Raw genomic sequence first — 24,513 nt, 5'->3', positions numbered from 1 at the left:
GTGTATTTAATTTTACACTTAACTAAATCAATCGCATATTGTTTGGTGGATAAGTGTTATTTTTTTATTACGGGGTATTACCCATCGCGATAGAAATTCGATTCCAACTGTTTATTTGATTAATGATTAACACAAGGTCAACATATTGTTTTTCGTCAAAGTGTTCACGTACTCGGTTGTATAGATTTTCAGGAACTCTTTTAGTAGGAATGAGAGTAATATGCTCCGATAGTTCCAAAGCAACTTTTTCTTCAGGAGTATAAAAATCACAATCATCCCATGCATTTAAGCAATAAATTCTTTGCTCGGTTTCACCCAATTTTCGGGCGTCAGAAGTATGCATATCGATACAATAAGCACAGCCGTTAATTTGAGAGACTCTAATTTTTATAAGCTCTCTAACAGCTCGATTAATTGAAGATTTCTTCGTGTATTTCTCCATATCCATCATAATTTTCATACCATCAGGCGAAATATCATAATAAGACATTCTTTGACTCATAAGACAAAACCTCCGTTATTATAAGTTTTTATAATAAAAACACACTAGGTCGCTATTGTGACTTCTAGTGTGTTTTTGTAATTAATTCACTTTTTTTATAAAACCTTTATAATGACGCTTCACAAGTTGACTTTCTAACGTCTTCATCGTTTCTAATGCAACACCTACGATGATTAGTAAACTTGTACCACCGATTTGAGCAGATGGTGGTAATGTAGCGATTTTTGTAAATACAAGTGGTAATATTGAAATTGCTCCTAAGAAAATCGCACCGATAAATGTTAAACGGTATAAAATTTTTGTTACATACTGTTCTGTAGATTTACCTGGGCGAATACCCGGGACATATCCGTTTTGCTTTTTCAAATTCTCAGCCATTTGTTCAGGATTTACTTGAATAAACGCGTAGAAATATGTGAAGGCAACGATAAGACCCACATATAGTGTCATTCCAAATGGATGTGCAAAATCAAGATTCGCAATTATCCATTTAGATACGCTTGAATCAGGGAAGAGCTGCGCAATTGTACGCGGCGTCATTAAAAAGGCTGAAGCAAAGATAACAGGAATTACACCTGCACTATTTACTTTAAGAGGTAAATGAGTATTTTTTGCTCCTTGATATTGATTGTTTCCTGAAACAGCTTTTGCATATTGAATCGGTATTTTTCGAACAGCTTGTTGAATGTAAATAACACCAACAACTATCGCTAAAATTACGAGTCCAATTAAAACCATTTTTATTATGTGCATAAATAACTGATCGCCTGCGTTTTGGAATTGTTGCAAATAAATTTGATTAGCGACATTTGGAATCGCCGCAACAAGTCCTGCGAAGATAATCATTGAGATTCCATTACCAACGCCATTAGCGGTAATTTGTTCACCTAACCAAAGTAAAAATGCAGTACCAGCAGTTAAAACTGTCGCAATAAATAAGTATGTAGTCCAGCTTTGATCTGTAATTAATTGTCCACCTGCTATATTATTAAAACCATAAGACATCCCAATGGATTGTATAAATGCGAGAATGATTGTAAAGTATCGAGTAAATTGAGCTGATTTCTTACGGCCCATTTCTCCTTGCTTTGCCCATTCTGTAAATTTAGGTACAACGTCCATTTGTAGTAATTGTACAATGATAGAAGCTGTAATATATGGTGTGATACCTACAGCAAAGATTGAGAAGTGTTGCAGTGCTCCTCCGCCAAATACGTTTAGCATACCTAAAACGTTGGCTTGATCTTGTACTTTTAATACCTCTGCGTTAGTATGAGGAACTGGAATAAACGTGCCAATTCGAAAAACAATTAGCATCGCTAGTGTAAAAAGAATTTTGTTTCTTATCTCAGCTACTCTCATGAAATTTGAAATCGTACGAAACATTATGTCGCCTCCTATATTTTTATCAGTTCAAAACTGATTATTATATCCCGATGAAGTAACCACAAACCTCCTTCCGCATTAAATTCATTTGACAAATGGAATTTTATACATTTTGTAGTTTTCACGGATATAAAAATATAAGGTGTTATACAAGCGATTTATTGACTTTTCGTAATCATTCAATACCCATAATATAACTAATAAATTAACAAATGTACATACATAAGCATTAAAAATGAATGAATAGGCTGATTTTTTACATATATTTAATGCTAGATTGATAATTAGGAACGTTTTATGTGGTTATATTGAAGGGATTCCGTGGAAAGTATTATGATGTAGCTGTAGCGCATAATAACCTCAAGGAAATCTTCAAGGATGTTGAGAGAACTCATACGTTTCAGCATGAATTAGAGAACCTACTAAAGAAAGAAAAGATTGGATTGGAATAATAGTGAAGGAAAATCTTTTTTCCATAGAGAATATTTCTAGCGTAGGAATCTAAGTATGTAGGTTCTAATGAAAGGAGAATTCACATGAATACATTTGTAAATGACAAGTTTTATGAAACTAGAAATCAATTATTTGAGGAAATTACTTTGTTAAGTGATGCTCAATTTAATAGGAAACCAGATAAGGATAAATGGAGTATAGCACAAGTTTGTCATCACTTAGTTTTATTAGATGAGAGAGTTATAACAGTTATTTCATCGGGATTAAAAAAGATGGATAGTATCTTAAATGAGCGTAAAGAAATTCACACTATTTTATTAGATAGATCGATAAAATTTATAGCCCCAGAAATGATTGAACCAAGTATAGAGCCATTTGAATTGCAGCAAATGGTTGATTTGTTAAACGACTCTAGAAAAGAATTGATGCGTTTCCTGAGTACAATAGAAGATGAATCTATATTAGCGAAAAAATCAGTGACGCATCCAGCTCTTGGAGAATTACTCCTTGATCAGTGGATAGAACTGATCTATTTGCATGAACAGCGTCATATAGAACAAATCAAAGAGATAAAATTGCTTTGTGAAGTTGAAAAGTAAAAATCATTATCTATTTATTGAGCGATTTGGGATAGCATCAAGGGTTCGAGTGATAAAATACAAGTCCTGATTAAAATTATGATGAATTTAGTTGAAAGCAACCAATAAGCAGAAAAAAATACGAAACTAGCAGATTTTACTCCTGAAGAGGAAACGAACATTTGAAAAAAATCTGAATCCGATTTGCTGTATAAGTGTAACCCCGTCTTAAATGAAGAGCGGGGTTATTATTTTTGGAAGTGATCTCAGTATTTTCATATAGAAGGAAAAAATTAGAAATAAAATCCGGAAATGAGTTATATGTCCAAAATTTTGAAAGTACATATACATCTACCGTTGGTTTAGCGCTCTTCACACGTTGGAGGAAGAAGTATTTTATTAGAAAACGATAAAATACTATTCTGTTAGGGGATATATGCATTTTATTCTCTATATTTTCACAGCAAAACCACCTCCAAAATTATCTTTTGCAGTTGAAGTTTTCTGAATAACAAGTTATATTTTTAAAGTTCAAGCAACTTTATGACAGTACAAAAAGGGGAGAAATATTGATATTATGCAAAAAACGAAATGGAAGAACTATGTATGCTATTTTATTATTCTTATGCTTCTTGTAACAGCAGTAACAGTCAAACCAGCTATTTCTAAGGCTGAGGAATCTAATGTTAATATTACATTGTTAGGTACTGCAGATATTCATGGTAGATTTATGCCTTGGGATTATGCGCTTGATGGAGCAAATATGAGTGGAAGTTTGACGCAGCTTTATACGGTTATAAAGAAGGTACGTCAAGAAAATCCAAATACCATATTAGTAGATGCCGGGGATACAATTCAAGGAAACTCAGTAGAATTATTCAACGATAAACTACAATCGCCAATGATGGTAGCAATGAATACAATGGGATATGACGCCTGGACATTTGGAAATCATGAATTCAACTTTGGATTAGATACATTGAAAAAAGTTAGTGAGCAATACAAGGGAAAGACGTTAGCAGGAAATATTTATAAGGAAAATGGAGAGCGTTTTCTTCCTGCATATACGATTGTTGAAAAAGGTGGAATTAAAGTCGGGATTATTGGTATGAATACACCAATGATTAGTGATTTTGAAAAAGGGACAGATCATTTGGATGGTTTAGTAGTGAAAAATCCAGTAGAAGAGACAAAAAAGGCTATTAAAGAATTAGAAGATAAAGTAGATGTAATGGTAGGGGTTATGCATATGGGACTAGAAAATGAGAATGGAATCCCAGGTACTGGTGTTCAAGATATTGCGAATGCTTGTCCGGAACTAAGCGCTATTTTTGCGGCTCATATGCATAAACTTGTAAAAAAAGAAGTTGTAAATGGCGTAATTATTACAGAACCAGATAAATACGGAACGCATATTTCACGTATTGACCTTACTTTTACAAAGCAAGATGGGAAGCTTGTTTTAAAAGATAAAACAGCTACCGCTATACCTGTAAAAAATGCTGATGGAAGTACAGTATTATCTGATTCTACACTTGAAGAAACACTTACACCTTTTCATGAGTATGCGAGAGGAGATGCAAATGTTGTAGTCGCCCAATTAAAGGGTAGAAACCTTGTTCCTGAAAATGAAATAAAGGGTATTCCAAGTGTGCAGATTCAAGAGACACCTTTATCAGATTTCTTCCATGAAGTCATGCTCCATTACAGTAAGGCGGATGTAGTAGCCCATCAAATTGATAATGATTATGCCCGTTTGGATATAGGTCCTATAAAGAAGAAAGATATTGCTTATAATTATCAATATGCTTTGGGAGAAATTACAGTATATAAGATAACTGGAAAAGATTTAAAAGACTATATGGAATGGGCAGCAGGATATTTTAACTCATCTCGTGCCGGAGATGTAACAGTTAGCTTTGATAAAAACCGTCGTGCGTCTAAATACAGTACGAACGATTTCTTTGGAGGCGTAAAATACGAAATTGACTTAACAAAACCATATGGTAGTAGAATTACAAATTTACGCTCTATTCGTACAAATAAACCAATCAAAATGAGCGATGTTATGACGCTAGGAATGAATGCGTATAGAATGGAGGCTCTTCAGGCAAAAGGGGGAGCTTTAGAGGGACGTAAATTTGAACAAACTTGGTCATCTAAACAAGAGAATGCATTCGGAGAAACAGGTGGAACCATTCGTAACCTTGCTATTACATATTTAAAAGAGGTAAAGAACGGTGTATACACGCCAAAAGTTATGCATAATTGGAAAATTACTGGTGTAGATACACATTCTTCAGAGCATAAGGCTGTAGTTGATCTCGTAAATAAAGGGATTTTAGAAATCCCAAAAACAGAAGATGGAAAATATACAAATATAGCATCTATAAATACTAAAGATTCAATTACAAAAGAAGAGATTGTAGCACTCTCACAAAAAGCTAATATTAATCCAAATCAGTTTAATCATGTAAAAAGAAAAGGTGAATTTTACAAAAAACTTAGTAGGATAATTAAATAAATATAAAAAAGATGGCTCTCGTGCAAAAAACTATTCAACTTGGACATACCATTATCCTAAAAAAGTTTGTGATCGGTATGGAAATATAGAGAATCATCGGTAAAAAATCCCCTGAATCGCTCTAAAAATTCAGGGGATTTTTCATTTGAATAATTATTGTTTCATTTCTCACTATGTATATTTATAATATGCTTTAAAAGAACATACCTTAAGTTAATAACATGCAATAGATATGTCCTTTTCTATATTTAAATGGGGAGAAGAATTTATCTTTAAAAGATATTTTTGACAAGATAAAAAAGCCTGAAACTCATATAAGACTTCAGCAGTCTCAAAACGTTCCAATCCATGCAGCTATAGACATAAATAACAAAATTATATTGAAAAATCTAACTTGTATATGCGTTGCCTCACCTCACTAAAGTATTTATCTACTATTCTTAAAATAGTAAAGAGTGGTTTTTTATGTTGTTAATAAGATATAAGTGTACTTTGATTAGAATGAATATAGATAATTAACAACTAAACAATTGGATGAGTACCTAAAAGGGCTCATTTTTTATTTTATCGACCACATTTATGTAATTTTGCATAATATTACATAAATTTTGTATTTTCTCTTTTTTCGACATAAATAGACAGTATACTTTGTACAAGCTTTCTATTTCAAAAATTATACGAGGTGAAAAAATGAAAAACACAAAGACATTAACTAAGGTAGCATTAACAACAGGATTAGCTTTAACAGCTGTGGCACCATACGGAATAGGCCATGCAGAGGAAACAAATCAACTACAAGTTCAAATTCAAGAGGACTCATTCCGTTCAGGTGAACTTACACAACCGTCACAAAAAACACCAGAGAATGTAGTAAAAGATGCTCTTAAGGAGAAAACAGAACAAGCTCTTTCTTCAAAGCAAGTCAATGGAGAAACAGGAGTAGATTATAAAGTTCTTCAAAAACGTGGTTCGTATGATGGAACAACACTTGTGCGTATGCAGCAAACATACGAAGGAAAAGAAGTATATGGTCATCAATTAACTGCACACGTAGATAATAAGGGTGTTATTAAAAGTGTTTCAGGCGATAGCGCGCAAAATTTAAAACAAGAAGAATTGAAAAAGCCTATTAATCTATCAAAAGATGAAGCGAAACAATATATTTATACGAAATACGGGAACGATATCAAGTTTATTTCTGAGCCAGAAGTTAAGGAAGTTATTTTTGTTGATGAAAATAATGGACAAGCTTCAAATGCATATCAAGTTACATTTGAAGCAGCAACACCAAACTATGTTTCTGGAACTTATTTAGTAAATGCACAAAATGGTGATATGTTAAAAAATATGGTACAAGAATCTAACTTAAAAGCAAGTGAAAAACTAGTTGGAGCTTTAAAGGAAAGTAAAAAAAGTAGTCTTACATCATTAACTGGAACAGGAAAAGATGATTTAGGTATATCTCGTTCATTTGGTATTTCTAAACAAAGTAATGGCAAATATGCACTTGCTGATTATACAAGAGGGCAAGGAATTGAAACATATGATGTGAATTACAGAGATATTACTAAAGAAGAAAGCTATTATCCTGGTACACTAGCAACCAGCACTTTAACAACATTTAACGATCCAAAAGCAGTAAGTGCTCATTACCTAGCAACAAAGGTATTTGATTTTTATAAAGATAAATACAAGCGTAATAGTTTTGATAATAAGGGACAAAAGGTAGTTTCAGTTGTACATGCTTGGGATTCTGAAGATACGAACGATCCGAAAAATTGGCAAAATGCATTAAGTGCTAATAATGGAAGTATGCTTGTATATGGTGATCCTATTGTCAAGGCATATGACGTAGCTGGACATGAATTTACACATGCTGTTACTTCTAGCGAATCTAATCTTGAATATTACGGTGAATCTGGTGCGATTAATGAAGCGCTATCTGATATTATGGGAACATCTATTGAGAAATACGTAAATAATGGAACCTTTAACTGGACAATGGGAGAACAAACTGGATCTGTTTTCCGTGATATGGAAAACCCAGCTTCTGTTCCATCTTCACTTGGAGTACCTTATCCAGATGATTACAGTGAATTTAACGATTTTAATGGATGGGATCAAGGCGGCGTTCATTTTAATTCAAGCATTATTAATAAAGTTGCGTATCTCATTGCAAAAGGCGGAACTCATAACGGAGTAACTGTTAAAGGAATTGGTGAAGATAAAATGTTTGATATTTTCTATTATGCAAATACAGATGAGTTAAACATGACATCTAATTTCAAAGAATTGAAATCAGCATGTATTCGAGTGGCGACTAATAAATATGGGGCGAATACAGCTGAAGTTCAAGCAGTTCAAAAGGCATTTGATGCAGCAAAAATTAAGTAAGTTAGAAATAAAGTTTTCATTCATATATTAATACATTATGAAAAACAGCTAATGTCATTTTAAGGATATTAGCTGTTTTTTTACGTAGCAATACACTAGTGAAAATAAACTTACTAAGCAATAATCAGGCTGTCTATCTTCAATAAGCTACGTCAAATATATAAGATTTAAAGGATAAAAAAACAGAAAATTAATAATATATTGACCTCTTAATAGTAAGTGCTATAGAATGAAAGCGATAACAAACGATTGCTTTAAAATGATTTCCCTGATCTTTTAGTATTTACAAATATATGAGGGCAAAAACAAATCTATTTTTTAAGCATTAATGCAAACGTTTTCGTATTAAAAGATCATTGAAATACATACGTGAAAATAGTCAATATGGGGGTGAAGTAAAAGAGATTTCTATATTAATTTAAGCAGTGTAATTTAGTACGAGCATAATAAATCGCTCGTATTATTTAAAGAAAGGGTGTATGTGGTGCAAATGACAAAAAGATTAATTAACAAATCATTTTTATTACTTGCCATAATCGTTATGTTATCATCTGTTTTCTCTTTTCAGAGTGTGAAGGCAGTTTCAAATTCGAAAACAACTGAAGTTATCATTCATTACAAAGAGAAATCTGGAAATACAAAAGACTGGAATCTTTGGGTATGGGGAGAAAATGCAAACGGTAAATCTTATGAATTTACTGGTGAAGATGAATTTGGAAAATACGCTAAGATAAAAATAGATGGTGACTATAATCGTGTAGGATTTATAGTTCGTACCAATGAATGGGAAAAAGATGGAGGTGATCACTGGGTTGAAAATATAAGGGATGGTCGTGCTGAAGTATGGATCCTTTCGGGTGATGAAAAAGTATATAACTCTAAGCCTTCTTCGGATCTCTCAATTCAAAAAGCTACTATTGATAGTTTTAATGAAATTACTGTAACGACTAATGTTCCGTTTAATAGTAAGGAACAGAAAATTGAAATTGAAGGCGTTAAAATTAAGGGAATTAGTCCTTATGATAAAAATAGTGGAGATATTACTAATAAGGTTAAAATAATTACGGAACAGAAAATTGATTTAAAACAAACATACAAAGTTAAAATAGCAAACTTAGCTGATGCGAATACTGAAATCGGTAAAGTTATTCGTAGCGAGGAATTTGATAATTTATTTTATTATGGTGGTAATGATTTAGGGAATATATATACTCCGCAACATACAAAGTTCCGTTTATGGGCTCCTACTGCGAGTGAAGCGAAGTTAGTTACATATAAAAAATGGAGCGATAAAATAGGTACTGAAATAAACATGCAACAAGGTGAAAAGGGAACTTGGAAAGCAGAACTTAAAGGGAACCAAAAAGGTCTCTTTTATACGTATAAGGTGAAAATTGGGGATAAGTGGACTGAAGCGGTTGATCCGTATGTGCGTGCTGCTTCTGTAAATGGAGATAAAGGTGCAGTTGTTGATTTAGAAGAAACAAATCCGAAAAAATGGAAAGTAAACAAAAAGCCAAAATTTAAAAATCCGGAAGATGCTATTATTTATGAATTGCATGTACGCGATCTTTCCATTCAACCTGAAAGTGGTATTAAGCAAAAAGGAAAATATTTAGGTGTAACAGAAAAAGGAACAAAAGGGCCTGAAGGTGTAAAAACAGGACTTGATCATATGAAAGATCTTGGTGTTACTCACGTTCAGTTTTTACCGATATTTGATTATGCTTCAGTAAATGAAGAGAATTTAAATGAACCACAATATAATTGGGGATATGACCCGAAAAATTTCAATGTCCCAGAGGGCTCCTATTCTACAAATCCTTTTGAGCCAACTGTTCGAATAACTGAATTAAAGCAAATGATTCAAACATTGCATGATAATAATCTTCGTGTTGTGATGGACGTAGTATATAACCATATGTATAATGCCGCTGAATCAAATTTTCATAAGTTAGTTCCAGGTTACTATTATCGTTACAATGAAGACGGAACATTAGCAAATGGAACTGGAGTAGGGAATGATACCGCTTCAGAACGAAAGATGATGAGAAAATTCATGGTAGATTCCGTCACATACTGGGCAAAAGAATACAATTTAGATGGGTTCCGTTTTGATTTAATGGGTATTCATGATTATGAAACGATGAATGAGATACGTAAAGCTGTTAATCAAATTGATCCTTCTATTATTCTGCATGGAGAAGGATGGGATTTAAATACACCTCTTGCGGCTGAATTGAAAGCAAATCAAAAAAATGCGGAGAAAATGAAAGGGATTGCTCATTTTAACGATAATATACGTGATGGATTGAAAGGTAGTGTATTTGAGGAGAAAGAAAATGGTTTTGTAAATGGAAAACAAAACATGGAAGACCGTATTAAAAAAGGTATTACAGCCGGTATTGACTATGATACAAATTCGTCTACTTATCAAGATCCGGAGCAGGTGCTAACTTATGTGGAAGCACATGACAATCATACTTTATGGGATAAACTTGAGTTGACTAATTCAGGTGACAGTGAAGAAATGCGAAAACAAATGCATAAATTATCTTCTTCTATTTTATTAACATCACAAGGTATTCCATTCTTACATGCAGGACAAGAGTTTATGCGCACAAAATATGGTGATCATAATAGTTACAAATCTCCTGATTCAATTAACCAGATGGACTGGTTACGCCGTGCAGCATTTAATAATGAAGTAGAGTACATGAAGGGCTTAATAGATTTACGCAAAAAATACCCAGCTTTTCGAATGACATCTGCAGAGCAAATTAAAAAGCATATTGCTTTTATCGATGTTCCAAAAAATGTTGTAGCTTATACAATAGATGGAAAGGGAAGTGGGAATAAAAGCGAATACTTTATGGTGGCTCACAATGCAAACAGAGAAGCCGTGGACATAACTCTTCCATCGAAAGGTCCATGGAAAGTGCTAGTAAACGAGAATCAGGCGGGAAGTAAAACACTTTACGTTGTCCATGACAATAAAATTAAAGTTCCTGCATTAAGTTCACTAGTTTTAAAAACAGAGAAACCGATTAAATAAATGCAAAAAGCGAAGTGACGGTTGTTCTCACTTCGCTTTAAAAGTTAACTTAATATAATTTCACATACTGTAATTATATTACAATTTAATAAACGAAAAGAGAAGAACTCACCAAGGTTCTTCTCTTTTTTATATGTAATTAAGGTTTCCATAACTGTAGATATGGATGGTGTAAATTAATGGATGAATAATTTACTCTTAAAATCATAACAGAACAATTAAAGATTTTTATATGTAATATTGCATATAAAGGGTAAACAACAATAATTTCTTTTCATAAAAATAAGCCCCTGGTGAAAATGATGAGTACCCCTTTTCCATATGAAATGAACTTGGTATAAAATGAAAGATTACAAGTATAAGATTCTATACTTAGTAATCCCTCACTTTAAGGTATGTCTTTGGGGAAGTGAGGGGAGTTCAATCGATTCTGAATAAAATTGATAGTATCAGTTGCAATTTTTTTACGTTTAAGAACAATCCCAGCATGTCCACATGTATAAATATATCGCGTAGGTCTTTCCCAGGATTCCCACAAATAGTCCGTATCCTCAGGATGCACATATAGATCGTGCTTGCCTGAAATTAATAAAATATTTTCTTTTTTCACTTTTGGTAATGCTTGACTCGGTTCAGTGATTTTCCAATAATTTATTAAATCATCATACGTTACACCATGATGTTCCAAGTCTTCTCTAATAAATTTACCTGGATTTGTCTTCCAAATCGAATAAGAAAGTCGATTCGCGTAGAAAATGGATGCTAATACATCAATCTCTGGTTCAACAAGAGATGTTAAGTTAGTAATAACCCCACCTAAACTGACTCCTATTAAAATCAAGGGGCCATTTTTATTTGCTTTAATCCATTTAATCAAAGCTCGTAAATCAGCTACCGCTTGTCTAGTGGCTTGTACAGTTCGTTCAATATTGGCACTTACCATGTACTCTCCACTGAATAAGGATTGGTTGGGTTTTCTTTCAAAATGATAGGGTAGAGTGAAATAATACATATTCCACTTCAAGTTGGTCATATGGTCGTGAAATATTTTTTTTACACGTTCGTTAGAATCCATTCTCCAACCGTGAACAAAGATGACATGAGGTGCATCTGCATTTTTATGTAAAAATAATTCCCCAGTCACAGAGTCGTTGCGTGAATCACCAGATTGAACCGAGCTTTTATATTTGAATTGTCCCACCATGTATTCTTTTTCCTGCTTTGAATGCTTAATGTTAAAATGAATATCAGATGGTTGTACTTTATAAAAAATTCTATGTCCTTTATATCTAGTGAGGTGTTAGAAAGAGAAGTATACTGAAACTCGATACTTCTTTTTTGTGCAAATCATACAAGGCATATCGATCAATGAGTTTTGAAAAAATCAAATTAACCTCCTCCAAAATATATATTGTTTTAAAACATGGATAAAATTTATGTTTTCTTTATGCTGTTAATTAATTATAAAAACAGGTGATAAATTTGTATATTATATTATAAAGCTAGTAATAAAATAAAACTATAAATAATTTATACAAAAATCTAAAAAACAAGTTAATATTCTCATTCATATTAGAGAACATTAACTTGCTTATTTTCGTATCAAAAGATACACCGTTTGAAGTGACGTGATTTATATGAAAGACAATGTGTCAATTTATATATATTATACAGTGATAGTTACTATAATTTCCGAAGCCAATAGTCAATTAACCATACAATATATGTCTTTTTGGTATATAAATAGCTATATTCATTAAAGAAAGAGTTTTAATCCTTCATGAGAATCTTTAAACCCTAATTTCTTATAAAATTGCAAAGCTTCTTGTCGTTCTTTATCTGTTGTTAACTGTACTAAATGACATCCCCGTAATTTAGCACGTTGAATAGCCCATTTAATAAGTTTACTTCCTATACCTTTACCACGTTTTGATGAGGCTGTCCGTACACCCTCAATTGTAGCTCTCCAACCCCCTTGACGTACAATGTAAGGCGTAAATGTAATTTGTTGAATACCTACAATCTCCGTCCCATCACACGCTACAATCAACTCGTTATTTGGATCACAATCAATAGCATGAAATGCTCTTATATAACTATCAGGGAGTGGTGTTTCATAGCGCTCTCTTTTATTTCCTAAAACATCATCAGCAAGCATTTTTACAATTTCATCTAAATCATCTGCCGTTGCAATCCTAAATGTTATAGTTTCTGTCACTATCAAAAAACCTCCTTAATGTATGCACTTGTTACTTTTATTTTACTTGTTTAAATACAAAAGGTTAAATTATAAAATATTATGAGTCTCTATAACTTTTTCTTATAGATAGCATAAAAGCCTAACTTATAAAATTATAAGTTAGGCTTTTTAACACAATATTATTATTAGAGAATCCGACCAACTTCAATAAACCTCCATATTCTTTAATGAATTTTCATATTTAACAAGCACACATATAACCATCCAAATAGGGTGGTTTTTATTTGTTGTATAGAAATTACGTAATAAGCATGGATTTGTATGCTCTCATTCAATGTTATCTAAAGCCATAACCTCCTTGCCAATATTCAAAAACGATTACGTTTTTGAATATGTGTTCCGGTCTTTCTTGACCAGGTCAATGAATAACTACACATAAACTCCTTATATCTCTAGATAAACTACCGATTAGCTCCATATAGACTCTAGATAACCTATATAGAATACAAGTTATCAAGGAGGTAAGAAAAAATGAACTTTATGAAACGAGCAATTCTCAGTATGAAAAAAAGAGTAGGAACATCATTAATTTTGATGGCAGTTTTCCTAATTGTTACAAATTTAGTGTTGGCAGGATTCACAATCCAAAATGCATCAAAAAAAGCTGCTGATGCAGCAAGAAAAAAACTAGGTGCAGATGTTACTTTAGGTCTTGACTTTGATAAATTAGGTCAACAAGCTAGGGAAACTGGCGAGATGCCTAAGCCGCCGAAGCTCAACACAAAAGAAGCAGACCAATTAGCGAAGTCCAAGCATGTAAAAGACTATAATTATATAACCAATAATTTCGGAATTGCAGATGGGTTTAAATTAGTAGGAGCTTCAGAAGGAGAAGGAAAAGGAAAAGGTAACGTTGCAATGGTGGGAGGATCAGGTTCAGGTTCAGAAATAGATATGAATTCTTCTCTTATGATAGAAGGAGTTCGCAAGACTTTATTACAAGAAAGTTTTAAAAATGGAAAAAGTAAAATCGTTGATGGAAAACCAATTACAGAACAGATGCAAGATCAGAATGTAGCTTTAATGGAAAAACGATTAGCGGAACAAAACAATTTGAAAGTAGGAGATAAAGTTAAAGTTCAATCAGGGGATAAGAAGGAAACTCTTGAAGTTGAAATTATCGGTATTTACGAAACGAATGAGCAACCAATGGGTCAAAATCCCCCTCCTATGATGAATCCAGCTAATAAACTATATATGCCTTACTCTACTTTGAAAAAATTAGAAACAGATGAAGGTATGAGTAGTAGTATTCAAGTTGTGTACTTATTGAACGATCCACAATACATTGATGCATTTAAAAAAGAAGCAAAAAAATCTGATATTGATTTTAATTATTTTAAGTTAGATGCACATGATTCATTATACAAACAAATGATTGGGCCTATCGAAAATATCGCTTCTACGTCTCAAATGATTATCTATATGGTATCTATTGCAGGTGCGATTATCTTAGGATTAATCATTATGTTATCGATTAAAGCACGTCGTAAGGAAATGGGGATTTTATTGTCCATTGGAGAGAAAAAATGGAAACTGATGGCGCAGTTCGTAGTAGAAGTAGTATGTATTGCTATTTTAGCGTTAGGATTATCCCTAACAACAGGGGCTAAAGTTTCTCAATTCGTAGGGGATAACTTACTTTCGGGTGAAATTGCTACAGCAAGCGAAGAAAAAGACAATTCACAAAATGGTAGTGTAATGATGGTTGGAGCTGGTGGTACTCCACAAAACCAAAACGAAGAGCCAATTGATAAGATTGATGTAAGTGTAACGGGAGAGGATGTAGGAAAAATGGGGGGAATTGGACTAGCTATTGCTATATTAGCAACGCTTCTTCCAGCATTATCTATTCTACGCCTGAATCCAAAACAAATTCTTTTAAAAGATGAATAAGGAGGCTCGATATGGAGACGATTTTACAATTTAAAAACTTAGATTATTATTATGAAAGTAACGGAAAAAAGTAGCGATACTAGAAAATGTTAACTTTTCTTTTCAAAAAGGACATTTCTACACGATTCTAGGACCATCCGGATCTGGTAAAACCACTACGCTTAGCTTAGGTTGTGGGCTAGATATACCTAAAAATGGTTATGTACTATTTAATGGAAAGGATATTCGAAAAATTGGTTTGGATCGGTACCGTAATCAAAATGTATCGGTAATTTTCCAATCTTATAATTTGATTACCTATATGACTGCTCTTCAAAATGTCTTAACAGCAATGGAAATTACAGGTGTTAAAGTGCAAAATAAAACTGCAAGGGCGTTAGAATTATTAGAGAAAGTAGGACTTACAGAAGTAGAAGCGAAACGAAATGTTCTGCAACTAAGTGGCGGGCAACAGCAGCGTGTTGCAATCGCTCGAGCGTTATCTTGTAATGTTGATTTACTGATTGCGGATGAGCCGACAGGAAACCTCGACGAAGAAACGGCAATGGATATAATAGAACTGTTTCAAGAACTTGCACATAAAGAAAATAAATGTATTATTGTTGTGACGCACTCACAGGAAGTTGCTAAAAAATCAGACCGTGCAGTCTATTTAAGTAAGAAGAAGTTGGTAGTAAACGAAATTTAATATAAACACCCTAGTTTTTTAATTCACATAATTTTCGAAATCAGTTTCTTCAAATATTTATATTTGATATACAATATAACCAAGCCATAATCAAAATGGTCTCCCTGTATTGAATGTTAAGATAGTTTGTTATTCCCTTTTTAACAATTTTTGAAAAAGAACTTGTAGTATATTCTACAGGTTCTTTTTGTTATGATCGGTTTACTATATCATTGAAGAATTGCATGTAAAAAATGGGACAGTATCTAGATGTATGATCTAAATACTGTCCCGTTTAATTATTTATTTGTAAAAAGGAACTAGCTTACATCTCATGTGATAGATTTTATAAATAAGAGCGTTTAATTGTCCATGGCTCTAAGCACTAACCATTTGGAATAAAGATGCAATGTATCAGTTATACTATGTAATATTTATTCATTACAAAATATGGTGGTATGTATGACTAAGCAAACAATTACTTTATTTCAAGTTTCTATGATACTCATTGGTAGTATTGGGATAATTAATCATGTCATTATGATTCCTATGTTATTAGATACCTCAGGTAGAGATTCGTGGATCTCTATCATATTAGTAAGCATTATATACTTGATTTGGATTTCATTAATATTCATTATATATAGAAACATAAAAAATGAACACTTGTTTTCGTGGTTAAAAAATAATTTTGGGAAACTCAGTGTATATCCAATCATATTCATAGTTGTGATTTATTTAATAACAATTGGTGTCGTTGCACTAAAAGAAACATTAACCTTTTTCTCTTTTTATTTACCAGAAACACCTCACTTTGTATTAGGAATACTTTTTTCAATGATTTGTCTCTATAATGCTACAAGAGGAATTCAATCTATTGCACTTACAACAGGTGTTTTGTTACCTATTGTATTTCTACTTGGTTTTTTTGTCATGTTTGCAAATGTTCCACATAAAGATTATTCTTTACTTCAGCCAATGATGGAAAATGGAATGAAGCCAGTATTTAAGGGGATGGTTTATCCTGCAGCAGGATTTCTAGAGTTAATTTTTATTCTTTTTTTACAACATCACATTTGTTCAAAAGTCAAATTATATCAACTGATTGCTTTGGGTATTGTTATTATTGGTATCACAATAGGCCCAGTTATGGCAGCAATTATAGAATTTGGTCCTTTCGTAGCAGCAAACCAACGATATCCAGCATTTGAAGAATGGAGACTTGTGTCAATAGGAAGGTACATTGAAAATTTAGACTTTCTCTCCGTGTATCAGTGGCTTGTAGGGATCTTTATTCGTCTATCACTTGTTGTTTTTCTTATTCCAGATTTGTTATCAATTACAAATCGGAAAACGAGAAATGGGATTATGTTTGCAATACTTTCATGTATTGTAGTAATAAGTATACTCCCCATCAGTGACTCTAGTTTCTATTGGTTTGTGTCTCAAATTGTTTTACCAGTTTCAGCATTAGGACTATTTTTGTTTTCTATCTTACTAATAGTGTTTGTATGGGTTGTTAAATATAAGAAAAGCTCTTGAAAGAGTATGAGAATATATTTCATATAAGGTTGCTGAGTTTGAAGGAGACAACGTAGATGAACAAACGAGTAGAATTAGACGAGAAGATAATACTAGAGTGGTTTGAGGGATGCAACGATGTAAAAGTAATAAAGCGTGAATTCGATGAGACAGAAAAAACGAGGTCAGTATTGTTTATGTATTGTCAAAGCTTAATTGACAATACAAAATTAAAACAAGCCACATCATCTCAAGTTTGCAAAGAACTTTTAAGTAATTCGATAGAAGAATTTAACCTTTCAACATTAATTCCCCAGTTATCAGTAAAGAAATTAGATATAGTAAATTCGAATGAAACTATCTCTCGGATTATATTTGAAGGTAACCTCCTCATTATTTTTGAAGAATCTAAACAAGGGTATATAGTTGATATTGCCCAAATACCTACAAGATCAGTTGAACAAACAAATACAGAGATGACCATTCGTGGTGGGCGTGATGGATTTGTTGAAGAATTAAACACAAATATAGGATTAATTAGAAAAAGACTAAAAACGAGTTCTCTTAGTTATGAAGAATTTATTATTGGAGAAAGAACACAAACTAAAGTAGCACTCTTGTATTTAAAAGATATCGCATCCAAAGATATCATTAATCAAGTTCGATTAAAATTAAGACAAATTAAAATAGACGGGATTGTTTCAAGTGCACAAATTGAAGAATTAATTACAAACAATCAATTTAGTGTATTTCCTTTAGTTGAATATACTGGGCGCCCTGATTATGCTGTGAATTGTTTGTTGTATGGGCGTTTTATTTTACTAGTTGAAGGGTCACCAACAGCCACTATTGCACCAGTTACATTTCCTTTTTTTGTGAATACATCTGAAGATCAAGATTTTTTCTATATATTCGGTAGCTTTGTACGACTTGTAAGTCTTTTGGGGATAGCAATTTCTATATTTCTTCCAGGAATTTGGATAGCACTAATTACATATCATCCAGATCAGATTCCCTATACGTTGTTAGCTACATTAAGCTTATCAAGAGAAGGGATTCCTTTTCCTGCTCCTTTAGAAGGGCTAATTATGATGACCTTATTTGAAGTTTTGAGGCAAGCAGGCTTGCGTGTTCCTGCCGTATTTGGTCAAACATTATCTGTTGTAGGGGGATTAATTATTGGACAAGCTGCTATTAGTGCAGGAATTGTTTCAGCGTCTATGGTCATTATAATAGCAATCTCGGTTGTTTCGACATTTGCTTTAACTAATCAGTCAGTAACAGGAATAATAAGTATATTGCGGTATGTAGTATTCTTAGTATCTTCTTTATTAGGCATAGTAGGATTTATCTTTTGTGTCCTTGTGATGGTGATACATGTAGTAAATTTACGCTCTTTTGGAGTTCCATTCTTTACACCATATTCACCCCCTGTGTTTAAAAGTATGCTAGCAGCCACATTTAGACTTCCTTTCACGTATATGAAAAAAAGACCTAAAGAATTGCATACGCAAGATAATACAAGGAAAAGAGAGAGTACCGATGAAGAAAAATAAAAGAATAGTTATATTTCTTTTTATGATGTGTACGTTTCTAACAGGGTGTTGGGATCAAAGAGAGTTGCATCACGTTTTGTATATAAATAGTCTAGGTATCGATTTTAAAGATAATAACTATATCATCCGTCCGCAATTTATTAATTTTTCTAACATAGCTAAACAAGAAGGGAGCACTACCCGTAATTATAGCCAGGCCTATATCGGAAAGGGAAAAGGCCCCATTTTAGATGAGGCAGCATTTGATTTTTATAAGGGTGCTCAACAAGAAATCTCATGGGAGCATCTCAAAACAATTGTTGTAACAGAGAGATTTCTAAAACATGGTGACTTAAATCAATTTAATGATTTTTTTTCTCGGTTTTTTCAATTTCGAGATACTATGTGGATATTTGGAACTAAGGAGCCTTTAGAAAATATATTAGCGAACAATAATATATTAAATATTTCTCAATTATATACAATCATTAATTTACCAAAAGAGATAACCAAGCAATATACAATAATAGATCCTTTACCTTTATATAAATTCCAAAGAAATTATTATGAACCTGGGATGACAACTCGCATTCCATTCTTAGCTACGACTAAAACATATTGGAAAAAAGGACATACATCATTTCCAATGTTAAAATTTAGTGGTTATGGTTTTATAAACGATAAATCCTATATAAATCATTTAAACAGCCATGATATTGCTGGGGTTCGATGGACGGATGAAAATACCAAACGAGCTCCATTACTATTAAAATTTAACAAGAAAATCATTGGACATATAGTATTAAAAAATCCAAAGATAGATACAAAGCATTTTATTAAAAATGGAAAGTTACGTATGCTTATGAACATCCATTTCGATGCTGATATTTTTCAATTAATAAATTCTATGCCTGTAAATGATATTAAAAAAATTGCAGAGGACCAAGTTGAAAAAGAAATTAAAAAAACGTACCGAAAAGGAATCGAAAGAGGGATTGACACGTATCAGTTATCACATTCCTTATATCGGCAGAATTCTAAATTGTGGAAACAGTATAAAAAAGAGGGGGGAATATCCCTTCAAAATAAAGAATTAGATTTAAATGTCTCGATTAATATAGCTACAAATGGAAAATCTAAAAATATGCGTAATATGATTGAGCATTAGAATGGTTGAAGATGAAAGGAAACGTAAAATATTAATTCTAAATAGGAGATTCGAACTTGAAAGACCACTACGATGTGGCGTCGTCTTCTTTAGGAATGGGATGAGAGTTCGATTAGGAGAAGAGGGAGGCTTTTGCCTCCTTCTTTGCCTGAAAACACGCTTACATTTCTTAGCGTTTAGATAAGTACAAGTATTTAAAACTATATGTGCCGTAAAGTAGGAGCAGCTTAAATTCATTGCTATGATTTATTCGTTACTTTTAAAGCGTCTAACACTATTTTAGTTGCATTTGCAATAAGTTTATCATCGTATTTCGCATCTTCTTTCGCATGATTAGAAAGTATCGCAAGAATAATTGGCTTTTTATTTGGTGGCCAAATGATTGCAATATCATTCCTTGTTCCATAAGACCCAGAGCCGGTCTTATCGGCTACTTCCCATTCTCCTGGAACTCCAGCACGAATTAAGTTGTCCCCCGTAGTATTCCTTTTCATCAAATCTATTAAAAAATTCCGTTTCTCAGTTGAAAGTATATCACCTAGCGCGTAAGTTTGAAGACTAGTAGCCAATGCCTTTGGGGTACTAGTATCATGAGTGTCTCCTGGCTGCACTTCGTTTAATTCTGGCTCAAAACGTTCAGGATTTGTGACAGTATCTCCTATTTCTCTCAGTGATTTTTTGAATTCACTTGGCCCACCTAATTGCTTAAGAATAAGATTTTGTGCAGTATTATCGCTATATCGAATGGAAGCATCCGCAAGCTCTTTCAGAGTCATACCTGTATCTACATATTTTTCAGTAATTGGATTGTAATTCACAAGATCTTTGCTAGTATACTTAATTCTTTGATCTAAATCTTCTATTGAGTTTTTTTGTAACAGTGCTCCAACAGCAAGGGCTTTGTGGGTAGATGCGTATGCAAACCGTTCATCTGAACGATAAGTGACAGTTTGATTCGTACCTGTGTTCAATGCATAAATACCAAGTTTAGCATCATATTCTTTTTCCAGCTTTACAAAAGAATGATTACTTGTATTTTCTTGTTTTGTTTGTTTCGGTGGTTCGGATTGAATATTACTATTGGAACAGCCTATAAGCGTTACACATGAAAGTAATACTACAGGTAGCATCTTTTTATAATGTGCAATGTGAAAAAACTTCTTTGAAACTATCATACATTTTCAACCTCTTTCAAAAATTTATGGATTTTGTATAGGTATTTTACATACCGATGCAATTAACAAATGTACAGGATAGCACTTCTCTTGTATTTCTTGCATTACAAAATGAGAGAACTACCAAGAACACCTTTTTTATACGTAATAGACAATCTAAGTAACACATTTGTTCCATTTATGATTAAGGTTTTTAATATATCCATTAACTTTGTTTTTAAGCATCGCAAAATTCATTTTTTTGAACTTCACTTAATTTAATAGGGATTTAGATCGAGTTTCCCTCGTAATGGGAATTTCAATCGGATTTGCGCATATATAACAACCTCGTTCCGGACAGAATAAGTAATAACAACTACTGATTTCATTTTAAGTGAGGTGTTATACGATACATACGACAAAACAAAAAAGACTTGTGGTGCAAAGTATAACTACATTTAGTCTACTAATAACGACTATCTTTACACCAATGCTTATTTACATTATTTATGGATTACAGATTTCGAAAGGCTTTGAGGGATACTGGCCATCAATCTTGTTTTATACAACTTATATGACGGGTGTGTTTATCTGGATACCTATTGTGAATAAGGCTGGGATTCACCGCTCCTTATATTGGGCTGTTTCTATTCTGATAGTATCATTACTTAGTGTTACTTTCTTTGGATGGAGTTCAAGATGGCTAGAAATAAGTGCGTTAGTTTCTGGTTTTGCAGTTAGTACAATTTCTACCATGACGAGTACTTTATTGTTTCTACATGTTGAAGGCGGGGGAAAGATTTATAATAAAAATCAACAAGCGATTATTATTGGTATCGTTTTTCTTTTACTGATTATCATATTGTTAGCAATTAGTTTTCTATCGCCGCCGCTGCTAACATGCATATATGGGATTTGTTTAATCAGTATCCTTTTTGCTATAAAAAAAATGCCGAGAACAGAGTTAGCCAAAGGGCTTTTACCTATCTCCATCGTATCGGTTATAGGAAAGTTTCTTTTTGTCTCAATGCTTATTCTTTTGATACGAACAAGTCGTAACATAAATAATGAACAATATATTTTCTGTTTTTTTCTACTCTCTATAGCGCTTATTTGTTTCATGTTTTTGAGTTTGTTGAAAGGAAAGTTCTTTCATAAACTTTCATCATCTTTACCAATTCGCTTAAAGGCAGAATCATTTTTACTTGGATTAGGAAATGGATATTTATTTTTGATGGGTATTTTTTATAGTTTTACTTTCTATAACATGTTAACCTGTATTTTCATTGTAGTTGGACCATACCTATTAGGGATTTTGATGTCCATATTTTTAGATATCAAAGCTGCTAAGAAAGTTAATCCAATCCATTTGTTTTTAGTAAGTAATTTAATCATGATATTTGGGTTTTATTCTCCAATATTTATAGTCCTTAGCGTTACATTTGGGAGCTATGCCATTAATAGTATTTCTTCTCAAAATAATATGAAAGTATATATGGTGAATGCTACACATAGAGAGCTTTCTTTACTCATTTACACAACATGGAGAAATATGGGGAATATATTTTTACAATTTTTTATATTGATTGTGATTGTGGGAGTAGGGGTCTTTTACGATGTCGAATGGTCGCAACTTTTCCAAACAATTGTTGGGAAGGGTCAAATGCAGATTGAAGGGTTATCCGTACAACGATTGATGTTTATGTTAGCAATTTGCTGTTGGCTTGGCATGGTGGGCTTAGGTATGTGGATTGGTAAAAAAGCTAATCCCAATATTGCTTAAAAAGTAACAATACTAAAACTACAAAAAACAAAGAAACTCGCCCTACTAAGAGGGGAGTTTCTTTGTTTTTTGTTTAGATAATGGAATGTTCATGCAAAATTGTACACTATGTTCCATATTTTTTATAGAATATTTTATATTTAGCGTTTCAAGAATTTGTTTAACAATATATAAACCTAAACCACTTCCTCCAGTATTTCGATTCCTTGATTTTTCAATTCGATAAAATGGTTTGAAAATTTGTTGTATATCTTCTTCTTTAATATTGACACCTGTATTCATAATTTGCATTTTGATTTGACCTTGTTCAGAATCCTCACTTAACTTTATATAGACTTTTTCATTATGTGGTGAATACATAACCGCATTATGGATAATATTTTTACATGCTTTTTCAAAAAGAACACGATCTGTATAAACAGAAAGATCAGAATCAATTTCTGTTATTATTTGGATGGTTTTTTGAGAAGCAAAAAATTCGAGATCTTTTGTGATTGTACCTATTAACTTTGAAAGATTAACTTCTTCTACTTTTAGTTTAAAGGTGTGTTGTTCTAGTTTCGACACGCTTAAAATTTCACGAACTAATTGTTCCATACTTTCAATAATTTGATGATTTTTCTTTAAATATTGATCACGAATGGAGCGAGAAACAGAATATTTACTGCAAGAACATTGTTCGTTTATTCTTTCTGAAAATGAAAAACATCTCATGAAATATGAAGAAGAATTAACATCACCACTGTCACTTTCAGAGATAGTTGAAAAAAAGGAAGAGTTAACTGAAAATAAAAATCGGGTGGTTAGTAAAGAATCTGATGTGAGAAATGAATTTATAAAAGGTTTACAAGCCATATTAGATAACGCGTATTTAATGCCATTTGAAATGAGAGAATTGGCAAATAAATATTTAGAAACGAAATTAACGAAGTTTAAAGTTGGTTTGTTATTTGCGAAAGGAAAGACGGAGCAAGAAAAACAGAGACGTGTAGATGCTTTTTATTCTGCTCTTCAAAAGACTGTTGAAACGCAACTTGATTTTCATGTGAAAGAATTTATTGTAGCCTTCTTAAAAGAAGAAGGGTTATTTACAGAGGAAATAGGGAAAGACATATATGCGTTAGAAATTGCTTTCGGACCGGAAGTGTTGGCTGAAACAATTAAACAGGGGGCTGGATTTACCGGTGATTACTTACTTCTGTATACTGCTGACGTTGCAAATGAGTTAAAGAAAAGATACTTTATGAAATCTCAGCAAATCTTTGGAAAAAGTACGGGTATATTGCAGAAGAAAGTGAAGATAGAGATTGCTCGTATTGAAGAAGAAATTGAAAAATACACGATGTTACAAACAGCAAAAGAAACAAAATTACAATACATTAAGACGTATGAGGAATATGAGAGCTATTTAGGAGATATTTGGAATGAAAATGTTTCTATACCAGATGGATTGCAAATAGACGAAATATTACAAAGTAAAAAACAAGTTGTTAGTGAGAAGTTTACACTACAAGAGCAAGAAATTGTAAATGATAACGTAGCGGCTAGTGAAGAAGAGATTAAAGGAACGAAAGCTTTAAATATTCAGCGTATATTAGAAAAAGTGAAGAAAGCTGAAACGATATTAGATCCATTGC

The 24,513-nt window shown here is 32.6% G+C and carries 14 protein-coding genes and 4 pseudogenes; 12 read left to right on the top strand and 6 right to left on the bottom strand.

Going from position 1 to position 24,513, the window contains the following annotated elements; translation table 11 throughout:
- Positions 1-67: 67 nt before the first annotated feature.
- Entirely contained in the window at positions 68-502 is a 435-nt protein-coding gene (locus JFT89_RS11645; protein WP_016095417.1) for a carboxymuconolactone decarboxylase family protein, read from the bottom strand.
- A gap of 81 nt (positions 503-583) precedes the next feature.
- Positions 584-1,888, bottom strand: coding sequence for a preprotein translocase subunit SecY (gene secY / locus JFT89_RS11640; protein ID WP_002069884.1), 1,305 nt, complete (start codon positions 1,886-1,888; stop codon positions 584-586).
- A 299-nt stretch (positions 1,889-2,187) separates the two neighbouring features.
- On the opposite strand from secY, the gene JFT89_RS11635 reads away from it, so the two are divergent.
- The 5 genes from JFT89_RS11635 (at position 2,188) to pulA (ending at position 10,892) form a co-directional block, all read left to right on the top strand.
- Positions 2,188-2,340 (top strand): hypothetical protein, encoded by a 153-nt coding sequence (locus tag JFT89_RS11635; protein WP_002069882.1) that lies wholly within the window; start codon positions 2,188-2,190, stop codon positions 2,338-2,340.
- An 84-nt stretch (positions 2,341-2,424) separates the two neighbouring features.
- Positions 2,425-2,940 (top strand): DinB family protein, encoded by a 516-nt coding sequence (locus JFT89_RS11630; protein WP_002069879.1) that lies wholly within the window; start codon positions 2,425-2,427, stop codon positions 2,938-2,940.
- Between the two features lie 556 nt (positions 2,941-3,496).
- Positions 3,497-5,443 (top strand): bifunctional metallophosphatase/5'-nucleotidase, encoded by a 1,947-nt coding sequence (locus JFT89_RS11625; protein WP_201040031.1) that lies wholly within the window; start codon positions 3,497-3,499, stop codon positions 5,441-5,443.
- A gap of 690 nt (positions 5,444-6,133) precedes the next feature.
- Positions 6,134-7,837: a M4 family metallopeptidase gene (locus JFT89_RS11620; protein ID WP_033706859.1), complete on the top strand. Its 1,704-nt coding sequence runs from the start codon at positions 6,134-6,136 to the stop codon at positions 7,835-7,837.
- A 484-nt stretch (positions 7,838-8,321) separates the two neighbouring features.
- Positions 8,322-10,892 (top strand): type I pullulanase, encoded by a 2,571-nt coding sequence (gene pulA, locus JFT89_RS11615; protein WP_033706858.1) that lies wholly within the window; start codon positions 8,322-8,324, stop codon positions 10,890-10,892.
- Positions 10,893-11,280: 388 nt separating this feature from the next.
- Here pulA and JFT89_RS11610 read toward each other — a convergent pair.
- Positions 11,281-12,280 (bottom strand): annotated as a pseudogene (locus JFT89_RS11610) (alpha/beta hydrolase).
- A 368-nt stretch (positions 12,281-12,648) separates the two neighbouring features.
- A complete protein-coding gene (locus JFT89_RS11605; RefSeq protein ID WP_016095424.1) occupies positions 12,649-13,110 on the bottom strand; it encodes a GNAT family N-acetyltransferase in 462 nt (153 codons plus the stop codon).
- Between the two features lie 513 nt (positions 13,111-13,623).
- Between JFT89_RS11605 and JFT89_RS11600 the strand changes: the two genes are divergently transcribed.
- The 5 genes and pseudogenes from JFT89_RS11600 (at position 13,624) to gerXC (ending at position 19,939) form a co-directional block, all read left to right on the top strand.
- On the top strand, positions 13,624-15,048 hold the full coding sequence (locus JFT89_RS11600) for an ABC transporter permease (protein ID WP_016095425.1): 1,425 nt from the start codon (positions 13,624-13,626) through the stop codon (positions 15,046-15,048).
- A gap of 11 nt (positions 15,049-15,059) precedes the next feature.
- Positions 15,060-15,736, top strand: a pseudogene (locus JFT89_RS11595) (ABC transporter ATP-binding protein).
- Positions 15,737-16,177: 441 nt separating this feature from the next.
- Positions 16,178-17,257 (top strand): spore germination protein GerXB, encoded by a 1,080-nt coding sequence (gene gerXB / locus JFT89_RS11590; protein WP_016095426.1) that lies wholly within the window; start codon positions 16,178-16,180, stop codon positions 17,255-17,257.
- Positions 17,258-17,313: 56 nt separating this feature from the next.
- Entirely contained in the window at positions 17,314-18,792 is a 1,479-nt protein-coding gene (gerXA, locus tag JFT89_RS11585) for a spore germination protein GerXA (protein ID WP_201040030.1), read from the top strand.
- A complete protein-coding gene (gene gerXC, locus JFT89_RS11580) occupies positions 18,779-19,939 on the top strand; it encodes a spore germination protein GerXC (protein ID WP_002085357.1) in 1,161 nt (386 codons plus the stop codon). The genes gerXA and gerXC overlap by 14 nt, the downstream gene beginning before the upstream one ends.
- Positions 19,940-20,178: 239 nt before the next feature.
- On the opposite strand, the gene bla is transcribed toward gerXC, so the two are convergent.
- A complete protein-coding gene (bla, locus tag JFT89_RS11575) occupies positions 20,179-21,114 on the bottom strand; it encodes a class A beta-lactamase (protein ID WP_016095428.1) in 936 nt (311 codons plus the stop codon).
- A 469-nt stretch (positions 21,115-21,583) separates the two neighbouring features.
- Between bla and JFT89_RS11570 the strand changes: the two genes are divergently transcribed.
- Positions 21,584-22,876, top strand: a complete 1,293-nt coding sequence (locus tag JFT89_RS11570) for a hypothetical protein (protein WP_016095429.1) — start codon at positions 21,584-21,586, stop codon at positions 22,874-22,876.
- A 45-nt stretch (positions 22,877-22,921) separates the two neighbouring features.
- Here the strand turns inward: JFT89_RS11570 and JFT89_RS11565 are convergent.
- Positions 22,922-23,515, bottom strand: a pseudogene (locus JFT89_RS11565) (sensor histidine kinase); the annotation flags it as partial.
- Position 23,516: 1 nt separating this feature from the next.
- Here JFT89_RS11565 and JFT89_RS11560 point away from each other — a divergent pair.
- Positions 23,517-24,513, top strand: a pseudogene (locus JFT89_RS11560) (dynamin family protein); the annotation flags it as partial.

The organism is Bacillus sp. TH25, assembly GCF_016650935.1.
Taxonomy (GTDB): Bacteria; Bacillota; Bacilli; order Bacillales; family Bacillaceae_G; genus Bacillus_A; species Bacillus_A mycoides.
This window is presented reverse-complemented; position numbering and strand designations above follow the sequence as displayed.

Coding starts and splice junctions, on each gene's coding strand:
- JFT89_RS11645 (WP_016095417.1), bottom strand. CDS start 502: ATGAGTCAAAGAATGTCTTATTATGATATTTCGCCTGATGGTATGAAA.
- secY (WP_002069884.1), bottom strand. CDS start 1,888: ATGTTTCGTACGATTTCAAATTTCATGAGAGTAGCTGAGATAAGAAAC.
- JFT89_RS11630 (WP_002069879.1), top strand. CDS start 2,425: ATGAATACATTTGTAAATGACAAGTTTTATGAAACTAGAAATCAATTA.
- JFT89_RS11625 (WP_201040031.1), top strand. CDS start 3,497: ATGCAAAAAACGAAATGGAAGAACTATGTATGCTATTTTATTATTCTT.
- JFT89_RS11620 (WP_033706859.1), top strand. CDS start 6,134: ATGAAAAACACAAAGACATTAACTAAGGTAGCATTAACAACAGGATTA.
- JFT89_RS11600 (WP_016095425.1), top strand. CDS start 13,624: ATGAACTTTATGAAACGAGCAATTCTCAGTATGAAAAAAAGAGTAGGA.
- gerXB (WP_016095426.1), top strand. CDS start 16,178: ATGACTAAGCAAACAATTACTTTATTTCAAGTTTCTATGATACTCATT.
- gerXA (WP_201040030.1), top strand. CDS start 17,314: ATGAACAAACGAGTAGAATTAGACGAGAAGATAATACTAGAGTGGTTT.
- gerXC (WP_002085357.1), top strand. CDS start 18,779: ATGAAGAAAAATAAAAGAATAGTTATATTTCTTTTTATGATGTGTACG.
- bla (WP_016095428.1), bottom strand. CDS start 21,114: ATGATAGTTTCAAAGAAGTTTTTTCACATTGCACATTATAAAAAGATG.
- JFT89_RS11570 (WP_016095429.1), top strand. CDS start 21,584: ATGCTTATTTACATTATTTATGGATTACAGATTTCGAAAGGCTTTGAG.